The organism is Streptomyces lacrimifluminis, from assembly GCF_014646095.1.
GTDB lineage: Bacteria > Actinomycetota > Actinomycetes > Streptomycetales > Streptomycetaceae > Streptomyces > Streptomyces lacrimifluminis.
Genome location: NZ_BMMU01000012.1, coordinates 12,752 through 29,677, shown reverse-complemented (window position 1 = coordinate 29,677; position 16,926 = coordinate 12,752). Strand labels below are relative to the sequence as shown.

The window sequence follows — 16,926 nt, the reverse complement described above, 5'->3', positions numbered from 1 at the left end:
TGTGCGGGGACGTGTGGGCACGCTCCTGTGGCGTGCTCTGCTCGCCGCGGTCCTCGTCTGCGGGATCGGTCTGCTGCCCTGGCTGACCCGCACCGACCCGGCGTTCACCGTGCTCAAGGCACGTTCGGCGGAGCGCGAGGCCACCCCGGCCGTGCTGGCCGACATCCGGGCGCGACTCGGCCTCGACGCCGGGCCGTTGCGGCTGCTCGGGGACTGGCTCAGCGGGCTGCCGCGCGGCGACGCCGGGCGGTCCTGGATCTCCGGGTCCGAGGTCATGCCCGATGTCCTGCGGGCGCTCGGCGCCTCGCTGCTGCTCATGGCCGTGGCGCTGACCATCGCCCTGTTCGTCGCCGCCCTGGTGTGCGCCCGCACGTTGTGCGACGGCGGGCGGCGGCGCGGGGGCGGCAGCGGGTCCGCGATGGTCGCCGCGCTGCCCGAGTTCCTCACCGCGTCCGTGCTGGCCACCGTCGTCGGCGTCCAGCTCGGGTGGCTGCCCGCCCTCGGCTGGTACGGACTCCAGTGGACGATCCTGCCCGGCCTCGCCCTCGGCCTGCCCGCCGGTGCGCTGCTCGGGCGGCTCCTCGACGATCTGCTGCCCGGCGCCTTCGCCGAGCCCTGGGCGCTGGCCGCCGCCGCACGAGGCATCCCGGCCCGGCGCATCGCGAGCCAGGCCGTGCGGCGCTGTCTGCCCCCACTGCTGCCGAACGCCGGGCTGTTCGTCGTCGGACTCACCGGCGGCTCGGTCGCCGTCGAGCAGATCTTCGACATCCCGGGCCTCGGCCGCACCGCCCTCCAGGCCGCCATCGCCCAGGACCTGCCCGTCCTCCAGGCGAGCACCCTCGCACTCGTCCTGCTCGCGGCCCTCGCGGCGGTCGCGACCCGGGTCACGGCCCGGCTGCTCATCGGCCCCGCCCTGCGCGACGGAGGCCTCTCCTCCCTGCACCGGCCCGCGCCGCCCGCCCGCCGCACCCCGCCCCTGTTGTACGCCGGTGTGCTGCTCGGTGTCGTCGCCCTCGGGCTGCCGCGCGATCCGCTCGCGCTGGACACCCGGGCCCGGCTCCAACCTCCCTCCTGGGCGCACCCGTTCGGCACGGACGCGCTCGGCCGCGACGTTCTCGCCCGCGTCGGGCACGGCGCTCTCGACACGCTGCTGCTCGCCACCGCGATCAGCGCCGCCGCCCTGCTGATCGGCCTGGTGCTCGGGCTGGTGCCCCGGCTGTCCGGACCGCTCGTCGACACCGTCAACGCGATACCGCCCGTACTCGCCGCGCTGCTGGTCACGGCGGTCGTGGGGAGCGGCGGCGCCACCCCCGCGCTCGCCGTGACCGCCGTCGCCTGGGCGCCCCTGGCCGCGCACACCGCCGCCCTGCTGAGCCAGGAACGGGCCACCCTGCATGTCACGGCCACCCGAGGCCTCGGCGCCGACCGCTGGTACGTCCTGCGCCATGAGCTCCTGCCCGCCGCGCTGCCCCCGGTCACCCGGCACGCCCTGCTGCGGCTGCCCAATGTCGCCCTCGCCCTGGCGGCCCTCGGCTTCCTCGGTCTCGGCGCCCAACCGCCCTCCCCGGAATGGGGGTTGCTCCTCGCCGAGAACCAGCCGTACGCCGAACGGGCCCCCTGGGCGGTCCTCGCCCCCGCCGCCGTGCTCGCCCTGCTCGGCGCCCTGGCCGTGACCGCGGCGGGCCTCACGGTCCGACGCCCCCGGAAGGCGGTGCGGGCGCCCCAACCGCTTCCGGAAACGCGAGAGCTGGCCTTCCAATGACCACCCCTGCCGCCGTCGCCAAGGACAAGGCGCCCGCCTTGATGCGCCTGTCGCCGCTGCCCAAGACGCAGCAGCGGCGGGAGACGGTGCGAGTGACCCAACCGCATCCGGAAACGCGAGAGTTGGCCTTCCTGTGACCGCGCCCGCAATCGCCGTCGAGGGCAAGGCCCCCACCCGGACGCGCCTCTCGCCGCTGCTGCGACTGCTCATCCTGACCCAACTCGCCTTCAACGTCGGCTTCTTCGCTGTCCTGCCCTTCCTCTCCGAGCATCTGGGACAGGCGATCGGCATGGCCGGGTGGCTCGTCGGGTTCGTCCTCGGGCTGCGCACGTTCAGCCAGCAGGGGCTGTTCGTCGTCGGCGGCGCGCTCGCCGACCGGTACGGCATCCGGCCGGTGGTGCTCGCGGGCTGCGCCCTGCGCATCGCGGGCTTCGCCTGGCTCGGCTACGCCGGCTCCACCGCGACGGTCATCGGTTCCGTCCTCCTCATCGGTTTCGCCGCCGCGCTGTTCTCGCCCGCCGTCGAGTCCGAGGTGGCCCGGCAGGCAGTGGTCTGGGAGGAGGAGGGCAAGGGCTCGCGCACCCGGGTCCTCGCGCTGTTCACCGTCGCCGGACAGGCGGGCGCCTTCGTCGGGCCGCTCCTCGGCGGTCTGCTGCTGTCCGTCGACTTCCGGCTGGTGTGCCTCGCGGGCGCCGGAATCTTCGTCCTCGTCCTCGCCGGGCACGCCTGGCTCCTCCCGCAGCACATACCCGGCCGGGAGCGCATAGCCGCGAAAGGGGGCGTGCGCACATTGCTGCGCAACCGTCGATTTCTGGCACTCTGTTCCGCGTACGGCGCCTATCTGCTCGCGTACAACCAGCTGTATCTGGCGCTGCCCGCCGAGGTGGAGCGCGCGACCGGCTCGCAGACCGCGCTGGCCTGGCTGTTCGCCCTGTCCTCGCTGCTCGTGGTGACCGCCCAACTGCCGGTCACCCGCTGGGTCGGCGACCGGCTCGCCCTGCGCCGCTCGATGGTCGTCGGCATGCTGCTGATCTCCGCCGGGTTCGCGGTGGTGGCGCTGGCCAGGCCCGCAGGGTGGACCGGCACGGCCGGGCTGCTGCCCGCGGCCGGCTTCGTCGTACTGCTCACCTTCGGCCAGATGCTGGTCGCCCCGGTGGCCCGCGCCTGGGTGCCCGACCTCGCCGAGGAGGGCCGGCTCGGCCTCTACACCGGCGCCCTTTCGTCGGTATCCGGCCTGATCGTGCTGGTCGGCAGCTCGCTGACCGGCACTCTTCTCGACACCGGCCTGCCCGCGGTGGTGCCCTGGCTGATACTGGCCGCTGTGCCTCTCGGAGCGATCGCCGTGCTGCCGCGCCGGTCCTGACGTGTGGCCGGGGGAGCACCCCGGAGGGCCGGGCGGCACGGCGGTGGGGCATGCCGAATTGGTAGCGTCACACCACCCGCGCCGACAGGCACGGGTGAGCACCCACCAGCACCACTGAGCAGCACCACCGAGCACGACCGTGCACAACGACCGCTGAAACGCGTACGCGCATTCGTACAGGGGGGCCTATGGCCACGATTCGCAGGGCAGTCATTCCCGCAGCCGGACTGGGGTCCCGGCTGCTGCCGCTCACCAAGGCGACACCGAAGGAGATGCTGCCCGTCGGTGACAAGCCCGTCATCGAGCACACCGTCCGGGAGCTCGTGGCCTCCGGCATCACCGACATCACCATCGTGGTGTCCGGCGGGAAGGGCCTGATCCAGGACCACTTCCGGCCCAACCCCGCACTGGTCGACCAGCTGCGCGCCGACGGCAAGGCCGCCTACGCCGACGCCGTCGAGGAGGTAGGTGAACTGTCCCGGCTGGGCCACATCACCTACCTCGACCAGCACGGCCCGTACGGCAACGGCACGCCGGTCCTCAACGCCGCCCGCAACTTCGGCGACGAGCCGATTCTCGTGCTGTGGCCCGACGACGTGTTCGTCGCCGAGGTCCCGCGCGCCCAGCAGCTGATCAAGGCGTACGAGGCGACCAACTCCCCGGTCCTCGCGCTGATGCCGATGGACCCGGGCGACTCGCAGCGCTACGGCGTCCCCGTCGTCAAGGAGGACCTCGACGACGGTCTGCTCCGCATCACCGGCCTGGTCGAGAAGCCCCGCCCGCAGGACGCGCCCTCCGCGTACGCGGCCATCGGCGGCTACGTCATCACGCCCGGCATCATCGACGAACTGCGCGACCAGACCAAGCGCTGGTACGACCACCGCACCGGCGAGGTGTACCTCACCGACGCCATCAACGCCTACGCCGGCAGCCGGGCCGTCTACGGCCAGGTGATCCACGGCCGCTGGTACGACACGGGCAACCCGCTCGCCTACCTCACCGCCCAGTTCGCGGCGGCGCTCAACGACCCGGAGTACGGGCCGCACCTGCGCCGCATGGCGAAGGAGCTGGAGGACGAGGAGACCGGCGGGGCCCAGTGACCCCCCGGTCCCTTCCTGGGGGCTCCGCCCCCAGATCCCCGGTCGCGCTGAACGCGCTGTTCCTCGAGCGCCGGACGGGCTGGATGACGGCGGGCGGCGCTGAAGTCGACGGCGGCAGCGACGGACAAGGGTCCGGCGGGCCAGGGTCCGGGTGAGGGGGCTGTCGCGAGTTCCTCGGCGGTGGCCTCCGCGAAGAGCGGCGCCGGTCGGGCCTCGGACTCGGCCAGTGACTCGACGGCTCGCGGGCTGGGATCGCCGGGCTGATCATGGGGTGCTGGGGCTGGCAGCGGCGGCGTCCGCGCTGGTCAGGACCCGGACTTCACGTTCGTAGAACAGTAGTTGCAGTGGTCGCGGGAATCGCGGCAGTTGCCGTACGTGCGGTCCGCGCCCTGTCGCGCGGACCGTGCCTCAGCGGGACACGGACTCGGGCACCAGCGCGCGCAGCTGCTGTTCCACCGAGGCGAGCGACGCGACGGGCGCCGTGCGCGGACGGGACGTCCGGTACAGCCACAGGATGTCCCGCCCGAACGACCAGACCAGCGTGCCCAGGGCCAGCGCGGCCACCGCCTGTGTCGCCGCGAGGGGCAGGTACCCGGAGGCGGCGAGCAGGAGCAGGATGCCCTGGAGGGCGGCCACGGTCTTGCGGGCGGTGCTCGGGGGGAGCGGGGCGTTCAGCCAGGGCAGGGCGCGGGCGGCGGCGACGAAGGCGTAGCGCATACCGCCGATCAGCAGGACCCACGGGCCCAGCGACATCGACACGTACACGCTGAGCACCAGGATGAGGAACGCGTCGACCTCCATGTCGAAACGAGCGCCCAGCTTCGAGCAGGTGCCGGTGCGCCGGGCGACCTTGCCGTCCACGCCGTCGAGGATCAGGGCCACGGCCGCCAGTCCGACGAACAGCGTGATGGGCGGCGAGCTCACGAAGGAGTCCGCGACCAGCGCCGTCACCCCGCCGACCAGGGTCGCCCGGCCGAGGGTGACACGGTTGGCCGGGCCGAACGACTTCGACCCGGACCGGTGCAGCGCGCGCGACAGCACGGCCCAGGTGGCGATCGCGAACGCCAGCCCGGTCAGCCAGCCCGCCGGGCCCAGACCGATCGCGGAGCCGAGCAGGGCCAGCAGCAGGACCTGCAGGCCCGCACCCAGGGCGGTTTCCTGCTGAACCAGCCTCGCTTCGTACGTGTTGTTCAGGGCCACCGCGAGTCCTCCGCCGTATGTACAGAGTGGATCATGCCGCGTACTGTGCGCGGACTGTGCACCCCGCAGTACGTGAACAACTTCCCAAGCGTTCAGGAGGACTCCGATGAAGCGCGCCGCACGTGCGTTCTGGCTCGGTTCGCCGGACCACGGAGAGATCCGTGACGTCGGACTGACGGCGCCCGGTGAGGGCGAGGTACTGGTCCGCACCCTGTTTTCGGGGGTGAGCCGCGGCACGGAGACACTCGTCTTCCGCGGCGGCGTCCCGGTCAGCCAGTACGCCGCCATGCGGGCGCCGTTCCAGGAGGGCGACTTCCCCGGTCCGGTCAAGTACGGCTACCTCAACGTCGGTGTGGTGGAGGAGGGCCCGGACGCGCTGGTGGGCCGTACGGTCTTCTGCCTCTACCCGCACCAGACGCGTTACGTGGTTCCGGTGGACGCGGTGACACCGGTGCCGGACGGGGTGCCTGCCGAGCGCGCGGTGCTCGCCGGGACCGTGGAGACCGCCGTGAACGCCCTCTGGGACGCGTCGCCGCTGGCCGGCGACCGGATCGCGGTGGTCGGCGGTGGGATGATCGGCTCGTCGGTGGCCGCCCTGATCGCCCGGTTCCCGGGGGTGCGCGTCCAGTTGGTGGACGCCGATCCCGGGCGGGCGAAGACCGCGGAGGCGCTCGGCGTCGACTTCGCGCTGCCGGGGGACGCCCTGGGGGAGTGCGACCTGGTCGTCCACGCCAGCGCCACGGAGGCGGGACTCGCCCGCTCGCTCGAACTCCTCACCGCCGAGGGCACGGTCATCGAGCTGAGCTGGTACGGCGACCGGCGCGTCAGCCTGCCGTTGGGTGAGGCGTTCCACTCCCGGCGGCTCACCGTCCGCAGCAGCCAGGTGGGGACCGTGTCCCCGGCCGCGCGGCCCGGCCGCACCTACGCCGACCGGCTCGCGCTGGCCCTCGAACTGCTGGCCGATCCGGCGCTCGACGCCCTGATCACCGGTGAGTGCGCCTTCGAGGAACTCCCGGACGTGCTGCCGAGGCTCGCCTCCGGGGAGCTGCCGGCGCTCTGCCATCGCGTCCGCTATCCGGACATCGGCTGACGGGGTCGCCCACCCTCCGAAAAGTGGTTCGGGCACATGAACAAGTCGTTGAACAAGCTGCCGTGGGTAGCCGTACTACTCGGCATGCCCCGGCAGCGATCAGCTCGGGGCAAGACGCGCCGCACCTGGAGGGTCGTCCGTTGTTCAGCATCACCGTCCGCGATCACATCATGATCGCCCACAGCTTCAGCGGAGAGGTCTTCGGACCCGCCCAGCGCCTGCACGGAGCGACGTTCCTCGTCGACGCCACGTTCCGCCGTGAACAGCTGGACGACGACAACATCGTCGTCGACATCGGTCTGGCCACCCAGGAGCTCGGGGCCGTGGTGAGCGAGTTGAACTACCGCAACCTCGACAACGAGCCCGACTTCGCCGGGATCAACACCTCCACGGAGTTCCTGGCCAAGGAAATCGCCGACCGGCTCGCCGCGCGGATCGAGAAGGGCGCCCTGGGTGAGGGCGCGCGAGGCCTGGCGGGCCTCACCGTCACGCTGCACGAGTCGCACGTCGCCTGGGCCAGCTACGAGCGTGCCCTGTGACCGACACGACCCTCGACCGAGCGGTTCCCCTCTCCCCGGCGGCCACTTCGGCAGCCCCGGCCCAGGTACAGGTACAGGCTCACGTGCAGACGACCCTCACCTACGTGCCCGTGCAGAACGCGGCCCTCAAGAACGCGGCGATCATCCCCATGTCCCTGCGCTCCGTGCACTTCGTGATGCCGGGCGGTGTCGACGACCCGGCCAAGCCGAGCGGCGGCAACGCCTACGACCGGCGGATCAGCCTCGACCTGCCCGGCTTCGGCTGGCAGGTCCACAAGCACGCCGTCGCCGGTGACTGGCCCCGGCCCGGCGCGGACGCCCGCGCGGAACTGGCGCGGACGCTGAGCGAGCTGCCGGACGGCACGGTCGTCCTGCTCGACGGCCTGGTGGCCTGCGGGGTCCCCGAGATCATCGTCCCGGAGGCCGAACGGCTGCGCCTCGCCGTGCTGGTGCATCTCCCGCTGGGCGACGAGACGGGCCTCGACCCGGCCGTCGCGGCCGAGCTGGACGCCCTGGAGCGGACCACCCTGCGGGCGGTGCCGTCGGTGATCGCGACCAGTGACTGGGCCGTGCGACGCCTCGTCTCCCACCACGGACTCGCCCCGGACCGCGTGCACATGGCGGCCCCCGGCGCCGACATCGCGCCCCTCGCCTCCGGCACCGACGGCGTCTCCCGCCTCCTGTGCGTGGCTGCCGTCACCCCGCGCAAGGGCCAGCACCGCCTGGTGGAGGCGCTGGCCGCGGTGACCGACCTGCCGTGGAGCTGCGTCTGCGTCGGCGGGCTCGAACAGGACCCCGAGTACGTCGCCGACCTGCGCGCCCTGATCGCCAGGCACGGTCTGGAGGACCGGCTGCACCTGGCCGGCCCCCAGGCGGGCGCCCAGCTCGACGCCAGCTATGCCGCCGCCGACCTGATGGTCCTCACCTCCTACGCGGAGACGTACGGCATGGCGGTCACCGAGGCACTCGCGCGCGGCATCCCGGTGCTCGCCACGGACGTCGGCGGCCTGCCCGAGGCGGTCGGGCGCGCGCCCGACGGCGGCGTCCCCGGCATCCTCGTACCGCCCGAGAACCCGGCGGCGCTCGCGGCGGAACTGCGCGGCTGGTTCGGCGAGGCGGATGTCCGCCGACGCCTGAAGGCGGCGGCGCGAGGCCGCCGGGCAGCCCTGGACGGCTGGGCGGCGACGGCGCGGAACCTGGCCGGTGTACTGGGCCGGATTCCCTGGGAACCCCGGAGGGCGGCATGAGGACGGCGACGACGATGACGGGCGCCGACATCGGGCCGGTCTCCGCCCGGGGGCTCCGGGCGGCTGCGCTGCGCAGTGCCGTCGGCGTGCGGGGGCCGATTGCCCCGGGAACCTCGGAAGGCGGCACGACCAAGGTGACGACGATGACGGCCTCGGCCGGGCTCACGGCGCCCATGGACGCCGACAACGAGCTGGTCGCCGCCCGGGGACGCCGGGTGGCCGCGCTGCGGAGCCTCGTAGGTGCGCTGGGGCGGACTCCCCGTGGAGCAAGGAGCGCGGCATGAAGAAGACGACGGTCACGACTCCGGCGGCGTCGGACATACAACGACGGGGACCGGTGACTCCGGTGGACACGAATACCGATCCCGCCGCCGGGATTCCGGCCCAGCCGACGCACCGGGACGTGAAGCCCGGCGCCGGGCCGGTCGGCCCGGGAGAGCGCGGCACGGTCAGGCTGCGGGAGGCCGGGCCCGACGACCCGCCCCGGTACGCGCCCGACTGGCTGGAGCTGCGCGAGGGCCCCGACGCCGCCGCGCGCGCCGTCGAACTCCTCGTCCCGTTGCGCGGGCGGCTGGCCGAACTGCCCGGAACGCCGGGCGGGCACGTCATCCACGACCTGGGCTGCGGCACCGGCTCCATGGGCCGCTGGCTCGCGCCCCGGCTCGACGGCGCCCAGCACTGGGTCCTGCACGACCGCGACCCCTACCTGCTGCACTTCGCCGCCGTGGCCTCGCCGCGCGCAGCCGCCGACGGCAGCCACGTGACGGTCGAGACACGGCGCGGCGATGTCGCCCGGCTGACCTCCGACGCGCTGGCCGGCGCCTCGCTGGTCACCGCCTCCGCCCTGCTGGACGTCCTCACCCGTGAGGAGGTCGACGCCCTCGCCACGGCCTGCGCGGGCGCCGGCTGCCCGGCCCTGCTGACCCTCTCCGTGGCCGGACGCGTCGAGTTCGGCACCCCCGACCCGCTGGACGGGGACATCGCCGAGGCGTTCAACACCCACCAGCGGCGGGCGGGCCTGCTCGGCCCCGACGCGGTCACGGCGGCCTGCGAGGCCTTCGACCAGCGGGGCGCGACGGTCCGTGTCCACCCGAGCGCCTGGCACCTCGGCCCCGTGGAGGCCCCGCTCACCGCGGAGTGGCTGCGTGGCTGGGTCGCGGCGGCGGTGGAGGAACGCCCCGCACTGAGGTCCCGCGCCGACGCGTACCTCGCCGAGCGACTGGAGGCCTGCGCGGCCGGAGAACTGCGGGTCGAGGTCCACCACAGCGACCTCCTTTCCCTCCCCAGGCACACGGGCGGGACGACGTCATGAGCGTGCAGACGGTGGAGGCGGCGGAGGCCGTTGCGGGCGGGTGCCCGCCGGCGCCCCGCCAGGGGCGCGGGGCCGTGCCGATCGGCGGCTCCGCCGCGGGGCGCGACCGGCTCCCACTCGCCCGCGGCCGGCGAACCGCCTGTCCCACGGCGGGCTCCTCGGCAGGCCGCGCCGGAGTGATCGGCTTCGTCGGGCCCCGGGACGCCGCTCCTCAGGCACCCGCCCCGAGCCGTCTGCGCCGAGCCGCCAAAGCTGTCCGCCCCCACCTCGGGACCCTCGCCGGAGTAACGATTCTCGGCGTGCTGCTCTGGCGCCTCGGCACCGGTGTCTTCCTGGACGGGCTGCGCCGGATCGACGTACCGGTACTGCTCGTCGGCCTCGGGATCGGACTGCTCACCACCGTGTTCAGCGCCTGGCGCTGGGCGCTGGTCGCCCGAGGCCTGGGGATCAGACTGCCCCTCGTGCCCGCGATCGGCGACTACTACCGCTCGCTGTTCCTGAACGCGGCCCTCCCCGGCGGCGTCCTCGGGGACGTGCACCGTGCTGTGCGGCACGGGCAGAGCGCCGGGGACATGGGGCGCGGAGTCCGTGCTGTGGTTCTCGAACGGGCCGCCGGACAGGTCGCGCTGATCGTCGTCGGCGGAGTGGTGCTGCTCACCCAGCCTTCGCCGGTACTGGCCGAGGCCCGCCGGGTCGCCCCGATGGTGGCCTTCGCCGCCGTGGGCGCCGTCGCGGTCGTCGTCGCCGTCCGGATGAACCGCGCCCCGAGCAGCGCGGCCCGCCGGGCCCGGGCCCTGCGCGCCGTGCTCACCGAGGCCCGCTCCGCCCTGCTCTCCCGGGAGAACCTGCCGGGAGTGGCACTCTCGTCCGTGGTCGTTCTCTCCGGCCACCTCGGGATGTTCGTGGTCGCCGCCCGGGTCGCCGGATCCGATGCCTCCGTCGCCGAGTTGCTGCCGCTGGCCGTACTGGCGCTGCTGGCGATGGGCGTGCCGCTGAACGTCGGCGGCTGGGGCCCCCGCGAGGGTGTCACCGCCTGGGCGTTCGGCGCGGCGGGGCTGGGCGCCAGCATGGGGCTGAGCGTCGCCGTCGTGTACGGCGTGCTGAGCTTCGTGGCGGCCCTGCCCGGCGCGGTCGTCCTGGTCGTCCGCTACTTCTGGTCGCCGGCCCCGGTAGCGGCTCCGGCATCGGCATCGGTGAGCATCGAGAAATACGCCCCGAAGGACTCGGCGAAGCTCGCCAGCAACGCCTTCCCCTTTTCGGCGGAGCCCAGCGAAGGGCGGCCGATGACACCGGAATCGGTGTAACCGGCCATGCCGAGGGTGAGGAGATGACGGCGGTCGTCGGCAACGAAATCAGCGGTCTCATAACCGGGACGGAGCAATTCGGGATGAGCGTGCAGCAGGACGGAGGTCTCGATTTCCCCCGCGTGCATGTCGGTGAGCAGCGAGGTCACCACTCCGGCCCGCTCGCGCGCCGTCTCCCAGTCCTCCCCGGCCGGGAACAGCGCGATGCGCTCACCGCGTGCGGAGGATTCCTGAACGACGTTGCCCAGTACGTAGTTTCCGCCGTGTCCGTTGACGACCACCAGGGCGTCCACGCCCGAGCGGCGCAGCGAATCGGCGATGTCCCGTACTACCGCGTGAAGGGTCACGGAGGAGATGCTGACGGTTCCAGGCCAGGCCGCGTGCTCATGGGAGCACGCGATGGTCACCGGCGGAAGGAGGTGCACCGGGTATGCGGATGCGATCTCCCGGGCAATCGCACAGGCGACCAGGGTGTCGGTCGTCAACGGAAGGAAGGGGCCATGTTGTTCGAAGCTCCCGACCGGAAGAACGGCGACCTGCGTTGAGACGCCGGCGGCTCGTGTCCGTACGTCTTCCGTAGTGTCCACCGGCAACAGGCCGCCAGTGGGCATCGCTACGGACGCTGTCGACCGTATTTCCGAATCATCCATGTTCTCCCGGCCTTTCGTCTCTGCTTAGGAACCAGATCATGACAGAAAAACTTGGCGTACTCGGCAAAGCCTCCCAGGCCTCGGGAGTGGAACGCGTGGTGAATGCGCCGTTGCCCACCGTGTACGGCGATTTCCAGGCGGTCGGATACATGGACCACGATCGCGGTGACGAGCAAGTGGCGCTGGTGTACGGCGAGATCGCCGAGGACGACGTTCTCACCAGGCTGCATTCCGAATGCCTCACCGGCGACGCCTTCGGCTCCCAGCACTGTGAATGCGGCGACCAGCTCGACTCCGCGCTGCGCGCGATAGTCGCTGAGGGAAGCGGCATTCTCGTCTACCTCAGAGGGCATGAGGGCCGGGGTATCGGCCTGCTCGCCAAGCTGCGTGCGATGCAGCTCCAGGCGGAGGGCCTGGACACCGTCGAGGCCAACCTCGCGCAGGGTCTGCCGGTGGACTCCCGTGACTACGGTGTCGCCGCGGAGATTCTCCACGACCTCGGTGTCCGCTCGGTGCGGCTGATGTCCAACAACCCGCGCAAGCGCGAGGCGTTGCTCCGCCACGGCATCAAGATCGCCGAGGACGTGCCGTTGCTGATCCCGCCGTGCGAGAACAACATCACCTATCTGCGGACGAAGCGCGAGCGTCTCGACCACGTCCTGCCGCACCTCGACGCGGTGGCGCACTGGTCCTGACCTGACCGGGAGAGCAGGCCGGGAGTCCCGCTCAGGGGGAGCGCGTCACTCGGACGCGCGCGGGGGGTGCCAGAGGCCCCGATTCCGGAAAGGAAGAGGGAATGACCGACGACGTCCTCTTCCTCTCCCGGGACCAGGTGACGGCCCTCCTCGACCCCGACACGGCGATCGCCTCGCAGCGCGCGGCGTTCGGCGCGTTGGGCGCGGGGGGTGCCCGTACGCCTGATCTGCCCGGGAAGATCATGCATCCCAGCCGCTTCGACGACAGTGTGGTCTTCGCGTACGTCTCCCGGCTGTCCCGGGACACGGGCGCGGTGGCGAAGTTCGGCAGCGTCAACCCGGGCAACGCGGCGGCCGGCCTGCCGACCGTGCACGCCGTCATCACCGTTCTCGACCCGGTGACGGGCGAACCAGTCGCCGTCATGGACGGCACGGCGGTCACGACCCTGCGCACGGCCGCCGCCAGTGCCGTGGCCCTCGACGCGCTGTCCACCGCCGACAGCGCCGAACTGGCCCTCATCGGCTCGGGCACCCAGGCACTCGCCCATGCCCGGGCGGTCGCACGGGTGCGGGACCTGAAGTCCGTACGGGTGTGGAGTCCGACGCCCCAACGGCGAGCGCGGGCGGCGGAGCTGCTCGCGTCCGAGCTGGGCATCGCCGTCGAGGCGACCGGCACCCCCCGGGAGGCGGTGACCGGGGCTTCCCTGGTCGCGGCCTGCACCCTCAGCACCACCCCCGTCGTACGCGGCGCATGGCTCGCGCCCGGGTGCACGGTGGTCAGCGTGGGGTCGTTCGAACCGACCCGCAGCGAGGTGGACGCCGAGGTCGTACGGCGGGCGGCGGCCGTGGTCGTCGACGACCCGGAGACCGCGGCGGAGCACGCCGGACCGGTGGTCGACGCCCTGCGGGACCGCCTGCTGGCCCGCGCGGACCTGATCGGGCTCGGCGAGGTCCTCACGGGCGCCCGGACCGCCCGTACCGGCCCAGACGACATCGTCTTCTACAACAGCGTCGGGCTCGGTGTGCAGGATGCGGCGGCGGCCTGGGCTGTCGTTCACGCGGCGCGCGGGGAGGCGCGATGAGTGTGTGGCGGTCGGCGGACGTGGTCGTGATCGGTGGTGGGGTGATGGGCACGAGCGCGCGAAGTGCTCGTACCGGCCCCGACGGCATCGTGTTCTGCAACGGTGTCGGGCTCGGTGTGCAGGATGCGGCGATGGCCTGGGCTGTCGTTCACGGGGCGCGGGGGGAGGGCCGATGACCCCGACCAGGGCGGACGTGGTCGTGATCGGTGGTGGGGTGATGGGCACGAGCATCGCCTACCAGCTGGCCCGGGCGGGTGTCCGGGACGTGGTTCTCGTCGAGCGCGGCGAACTGGCCTCCGGGTCCACCTCGCGGGCGGCCGGCGGGGTCCGGGCACAGTTCTCCGACGAGCTCAACATCCAGCTCGGGGCGCGGAGTCTGGAGGCCTTCGGGCGGTTCGGGGAGGAGATCGGGCACGACATCGGACTGCACCGGGTCGGCTACCTCTTCCTCCTCTCCACACCCGAGGACGTCGCGTCCTTCGAGGCCGGGGTGGCGCTGCAGAACGGCCTGGGCGTGCCCAGCCGGATGCTCACCCCGGCCGAGGCACGCAGCCTCTCCCCGCTGATCAGCACGGACGGTCTGCTGGCCGCGGCCTACTCGCCCGAGGACGGCCACTGCACCCCGGAGGCGGTGGTCCACGGCTACGCGGCTGCCGCCCGCCGCCATGGCGCGACCGTCCTGCGCCACACCGAGGTCACCGGCATCGAACGCGACGGCGACACCCTCACCGCCGTGGCCACTGACAAGGGGCGGATCGCCACCGACACCGTGGTCTGTGCGGCCGGGGCCTGGTCGCGCGCGGTCGGCGCGATGGCGGGCGTGGACCTCCCCGTGGATCCCCTGCGCCGCCAGATCGCGGTCACCGAACCGGTCCCCGGACTGCCACCGACGCTCCCCATGACCATCGACTTCAGCAGCAGCCTCTACTTCCACACCGAGGGACCCGGCCTGCTCCTCGGCATGTCCGACCCCGACGAGACGACCGGCTTCGCCACCGACACCCACGACCGCTGGATCCCGCGCCTGTACGAGGCGATGGAACACCGGGCGCCCGCCCTGCTCGACCTGCGCCGCACCGGCGGCTGGGCAGGCCTGTACGAGATCACGCCGGACCACAACGCCCTGATAGGGGAGGCGAGTTCACCCTCCCGCTTCCTCTACGCGACCGGCTTCTCCGGCCACGGTTTCCTCCAGGGACCGGCGGTCGGTGAGGTGGTCCGCGACCTCTGCCTCGGCCGCGTACCCTTCGTCGACATCAGCCCCTTGAGCGCCGGCCGTTTCGCGGCCGATGCCCTGCGCCCGGAGGTCAACCTCGTATGACCGAGCTCCACTTGTGGCTGCGCCACGAGACCCGTACGACCGAACGCCGCACCCCCGTGGTCCCGTCCGACGCCCGGCGGCTCGTCGAGCAGGGGGTACGCCTGACCGTCGAGGAGTCCCCGCAGCGGATCCTCCCGACCGACGAGTACGAGGCGGTCGGCTGCCGCGTCGCCGACGCCGGGTCCTGGGTCTCCGCGCCCTCGGACGCGGTGATCGTCGGCCTCAAGGAACTCCCCGACCAGCCGGGCGAGTTGCGCCACCGGCACATCTACTTCGGGCACGCCTACAAAGGCCAGCCGGGCGCGGCGGAGCTGCTGAACCGCTTCGTCACCGGGGGCGGGGCGCTGCTGGACCTGGAGTACCTGGCCGACGAACAGGGGCGGAGACTGGCCGCGTTCGGCTACTGGGCCGGATATCTGGGGGCGGCTCTTGCCGTGCTCCAGCACCGGGGGAGACTGGCGACTCCGTTGCTTCCGACCACCAAGGATGCGCTGGAGGCCGAACTCCGGTCGCCCGGAACGCGGATGAGCGCACTGGTGATCGGAGCCATGGGCCGCAGCGGCCGGGGTGCGCGGGTCGCACTCGACGAGGCCGGGGTCGATCCCACCTGCTGGGACCTGGCCGAGACCCGGAATCTGGACCGACCGGCCCTGCTGGCCCACGAGTTGCTGGTCAACACCGTCCTCACCACACGCCCGGTACCGCCCTTCCTGACGGACCAGGACGTCGACACCCCGGGGCGCCGCCTGCGCACCCTCTCGGACGTCACCGTCGACGTCGGCTCGCCCATGAACCTCCTCCCGGTGTACGACACCGCCACCACCTGGGACGACCCGGTGCGCAGGCTGCGGAACGAGCCGCCGCTCGACCTGATCGCCATCGACAACCTGCCGTCCCTGCTGCCCCGCGAGGCGAGCGCGGACTTCTCGGCAGCCCTGATGCCCCAGCTGCTCGACTTCGAGGTGGGCGGCCCCTGGGGGCGCTGTCTGGAGCGGTTCGACGAGGCGTGCCGTGAACTCGGTCTGGTCAAGGGCGAGTCGGGAAGTTCGGGAAGCCAAGGGGGAGTGGACGCATGACCGACACGGTTCCCGCGAGCGGTACCGTCCACTGGATCGGCGTGGGTCTGTCCACGGGCGGCGGACTGTCCGGCCTGTGCGACAGCGACGCCGTGCGCCACGTACGGGTGTGGCACCGCACGGAGGACCGCGCGGCCGAGGAGCTGGCCCACCTGGGCCTCACCGGCCGCGCCGAGCCCCGCGCCTACACCCTTCCCGCGCTCACGGCCGAGCTGGCCCCCGGGGACGTGGTCGTCTCCATGCTCCCCGCGCCCGAGCACGCCCCGCTGCTGGCGGCCTGCGTACAGGGCGGAGCTCACTTCGCGTGCTCAAGTTATGTGTCGGAGGCGGTACTTGAGCACGTCCCGGCAGCCGAGGCGGCGGGTCTGGTCGTCCTCACCGAGTGCGGGCTGGACCCGGGCATCGACCACCTCTTCGCGCACAGCCTGGTCACCCGCGCCGAGCACGCGATCGGTGCGGGCACGCCGGCCTCGTACCGCCTGACCTCGTACTGCGGAGGCATCCCCGCGGTGCCGAACGACTTCAGGTACCGGTTCAGCTGGGCACCCGCCGGAGTTCTGGGCGCCCTTCGCTCACCCGCCCGTTACATCGAGGAGGGGGCCGAGACCGTCGCCGAGAGGCCCTGGGAGGTCACGCGCCCGCAGGACATCGGCGGGGAGGCCTTCGAGGTGTACCCGAACCGGGACAGCGTGCCGTTCGTCGAGCAGTACGGGCTGCCGGCGGCCTGGAAGGCGCGGACCTTCGTCCGGGGCACCCTGCGCCTGGACGGCTGGCTCAGCGCCTGGGACTCCGTCTTCGAGGAGCTGAAGGGCGGCGAAGACGAGCGGATCGGCTCCCTGGCAAGGGAGTTGGCGGCGCGCTACCCGACGACCGACGCCGACCGCGACCGCGTGGTCCTCGCCGTCTCCCTGGAGGTGGACGCGGAGGGGGACAGTGACTCCGGGCACCGCCGGAGCTGGTCCGGCCGCTACCTTCTCGATCTGGAGGGCGACGCGGCAGAGAGCGCGATGGCCCGCTGTGTCTCCCGCACGCTCGCCCTGGGGGTCCGGCACATCATCGACGGTTCACTGCCGCCGGGGCTGAGCCGCGCCGCCGAGACGGCACGGCGTTCGGAGGAGTGGCTGAACGAACTCGGCGGGGAGGGAATGGAGTTCAGGCTCACCGTAGGCTGACGGCGGCGTGTTC

17 protein-coding genes and 1 pseudogene are annotated in these 16,926 nt (G+C 72.7%); 16 read left to right on the top strand and 2 right to left on the bottom strand.

Features of this window, described 5'->3' with window-relative positions; genetic code table 11:
- Position 1 precedes the first annotated feature (1 nt).
- The 4 genes from IEY89_RS19230 to IEY89_RS19215 all read left to right on the top strand — a co-directional run bounded on the left by IEY89_RS19230 (position 2) and on the right by IEY89_RS19215 (position 4,225).
- On the top strand, positions 2 to 1,762 hold the full coding sequence (locus IEY89_RS19230) for an ABC transporter permease subunit (protein WP_189148677.1): 1,761 nt from the start codon (positions 2 to 4) through the stop codon (positions 1,760 to 1,762).
- Entirely contained in the window at positions 1,759 to 1,899 is a 141-nt protein-coding gene (locus IEY89_RS19225) for a hypothetical protein (protein ID WP_189148676.1), read from the top strand. The genes IEY89_RS19230 and IEY89_RS19225 overlap by 4 nt, the downstream gene beginning before the upstream one ends.
- A complete protein-coding gene (locus IEY89_RS19220) occupies positions 1,896 to 3,125 on the top strand; it encodes an MDR family MFS transporter (protein WP_308437450.1) in 1,230 nt (409 codons plus the stop codon). The genes IEY89_RS19225 and IEY89_RS19220 overlap by 4 nt, the downstream gene beginning before the upstream one ends.
- Before the next feature lie 188 nt (positions 3,126 to 3,313).
- Positions 3,314 to 4,225: a UTP--glucose-1-phosphate uridylyltransferase gene (locus IEY89_RS19215; RefSeq protein ID WP_189148675.1), complete on the top strand. Its 912-nt coding sequence runs from the start codon at positions 3,314 to 3,316 to the stop codon at positions 4,223 to 4,225.
- A 408-nt stretch (positions 4,226 to 4,633) separates the two neighbouring features.
- Here IEY89_RS19215 and IEY89_RS19210 read toward each other — a convergent pair whose 3' ends face one another.
- Positions 4,634 to 5,425, bottom strand: coding sequence for a CDP-alcohol phosphatidyltransferase family protein (locus IEY89_RS19210; protein WP_189148674.1), 792 nt, complete (start codon positions 5,423 to 5,425; stop codon positions 4,634 to 4,636).
- 106 nt (positions 5,426 to 5,531) lie between these two features.
- Between IEY89_RS19210 and IEY89_RS19205 the strand changes: the two genes are divergently transcribed.
- The 6 genes from IEY89_RS19205 to IEY89_RS40720 all read left to right on the top strand — a co-directional run bounded on the left by IEY89_RS19205 (position 5,532) and on the right by IEY89_RS40720 (position 10,917).
- Positions 5,532 to 6,515 (top strand): zinc-dependent alcohol dehydrogenase, encoded by a 984-nt coding sequence (locus IEY89_RS19205; RefSeq protein ID WP_189148673.1) that lies wholly within the window; start codon positions 5,532 to 5,534, stop codon positions 6,513 to 6,515.
- Between the two features lie 140 nt (positions 6,516 to 6,655).
- Positions 6,656 to 7,054 (top strand): 6-pyruvoyl trahydropterin synthase family protein, encoded by a 399-nt coding sequence (locus IEY89_RS19200; protein WP_189148672.1) that lies wholly within the window; start codon positions 6,656 to 6,658, stop codon positions 7,052 to 7,054.
- 83 nt (positions 7,055 to 7,137) lie between these two features.
- Positions 7,138 to 8,301 (top strand): glycosyltransferase family 4 protein, encoded by a 1,164-nt coding sequence (locus tag IEY89_RS19195; RefSeq protein WP_189148829.1) that lies wholly within the window; start codon positions 7,138 to 7,140, stop codon positions 8,299 to 8,301.
- Positions 8,298 to 8,585, top strand: coding sequence for a hypothetical protein (locus IEY89_RS19190; protein ID WP_189148671.1), 288 nt, complete (start codon positions 8,298 to 8,300; stop codon positions 8,583 to 8,585). The genes IEY89_RS19195 and IEY89_RS19190 overlap by 4 nt, the downstream gene beginning before the upstream one ends.
- Positions 8,582 to 9,613 carry a class I SAM-dependent methyltransferase gene (locus tag IEY89_RS19185; protein ID WP_229695313.1) on the top strand — a complete coding sequence of 344 codons (1,032 nt, stop codon included), beginning with the start codon at positions 8,582 to 8,584 and terminating at the stop codon, positions 9,611 to 9,613. The genes IEY89_RS19190 and IEY89_RS19185 overlap by 4 nt, the downstream gene beginning before the upstream one ends.
- A complete protein-coding gene (locus tag IEY89_RS40720; RefSeq protein WP_229695312.1) occupies positions 9,610 to 10,917 on the top strand; it encodes a lysylphosphatidylglycerol synthase transmembrane domain-containing protein in 1,308 nt (435 codons plus the stop codon). The genes IEY89_RS19185 and IEY89_RS40720 overlap by 4 nt, the downstream gene beginning before the upstream one ends.
- Here the strand turns inward: IEY89_RS40720 and IEY89_RS19180 are convergent.
- Positions 10,806 to 11,567: pseudogene (locus IEY89_RS19180) on the bottom strand (creatininase family protein); the annotation flags it as partial. The gene IEY89_RS40720 and the pseudogene IEY89_RS19180 overlap by 112 nt on opposite strands.
- A gap of 38 nt (positions 11,568 to 11,605) precedes the next feature.
- Between IEY89_RS19180 and ribA the strand changes: the two are divergent.
- The 6 genes from ribA (at position 11,606) to IEY89_RS19150 (ending at position 16,913) form a co-directional block, all read left to right on the top strand.
- Positions 11,606 to 12,262 carry a GTP cyclohydrolase II gene (ribA, locus tag IEY89_RS19175; RefSeq protein ID WP_189148669.1) on the top strand — a complete coding sequence of 219 codons (657 nt, stop codon included), beginning with the start codon at positions 11,606 to 11,608 and terminating at the stop codon, positions 12,260 to 12,262.
- A gap of 101 nt (positions 12,263 to 12,363) precedes the next feature.
- Entirely contained in the window at positions 12,364 to 13,344 is a 981-nt protein-coding gene (locus IEY89_RS19170) for an ornithine cyclodeaminase family protein (protein WP_189148668.1), read from the top strand.
- Positions 13,341 to 13,520 carry a hypothetical protein gene (locus tag IEY89_RS19165; RefSeq protein WP_189148667.1) on the top strand — a complete coding sequence of 60 codons (180 nt, stop codon included), beginning with the start codon at positions 13,341 to 13,343 and terminating at the stop codon, positions 13,518 to 13,520. The genes IEY89_RS19170 and IEY89_RS19165 overlap by 4 nt, the downstream gene beginning before the upstream one ends.
- Positions 13,517 to 14,665, top strand: a complete 1,149-nt coding sequence (locus IEY89_RS19160) for an NAD(P)/FAD-dependent oxidoreductase (RefSeq protein WP_189148666.1) — start codon at positions 13,517 to 13,519, stop codon at positions 14,663 to 14,665. Before IEY89_RS19165 ends, IEY89_RS19160 begins: the two co-directional genes overlap by 4 nt.
- Positions 14,662 to 15,741: a saccharopine dehydrogenase gene (locus IEY89_RS19155; RefSeq protein WP_189148665.1), complete on the top strand. Its 1,080-nt coding sequence runs from the start codon at positions 14,662 to 14,664 to the stop codon at positions 15,739 to 15,741. Before IEY89_RS19160 ends, IEY89_RS19155 begins: the two co-directional genes overlap by 4 nt.
- Complete coding sequence (locus IEY89_RS19150) at positions 15,738 to 16,913, top strand: saccharopine dehydrogenase family protein (RefSeq protein WP_189148664.1); 1,176 nt, start codon at positions 15,738 to 15,740, stop codon at positions 16,911 to 16,913. Before IEY89_RS19155 ends, IEY89_RS19150 begins: the two co-directional genes overlap by 4 nt.
- Positions 16,914 to 16,926: the final 13 nt, after the last annotated feature.